The organism is Variovorax sp. HJSM1_2, assembly GCF_049316285.1.
GTDB lineage: Bacteria > Pseudomonadota > Gammaproteobacteria > Burkholderiales > Burkholderiaceae_C > Rhodoferax_B.
This window is the reverse complement of sequence record NZ_JBMOXA010000073.1, coordinates 1-203: the sequence shown is the minus strand read 5'-3', so window position 1 is coordinate 203 and position 203 is coordinate 1. Positions and strand designations below refer to the sequence as shown.

Annotated in this window: 1 protein-coding gene; it reads right to left on the bottom strand. The window is 63.1% G+C overall.

Annotated elements, in window-relative coordinates; genetic code table 11:
* A partial coding sequence (locus ACFQ95_RS26000) for an NAD(P)(+) transhydrogenase (Re/Si-specific) subunit beta (RefSeq protein ID WP_422835874.1) occupies positions 1–203 on the bottom strand: 203 nt, incomplete at both ends.

Genomic DNA, 203 nt, shown 5'->3' with positions numbered 1-203 from the left:
CCGTAGCCCGGCACGATGACCACGGTCTCGGCATTCGCCAGCACAAAGGCAGCATCGTCGGCACTGCCGCTTTTCACTGGGCGTTGCACGGCGGCAGCACCGGATGCGGCTGTCGTATCGCCACCGAACCCGCCACCGATCACGTTGAAGAACGAGCGGTTCATGGCCTTGCACATGATGTAGCTCAGGATGGCACCGGAGCT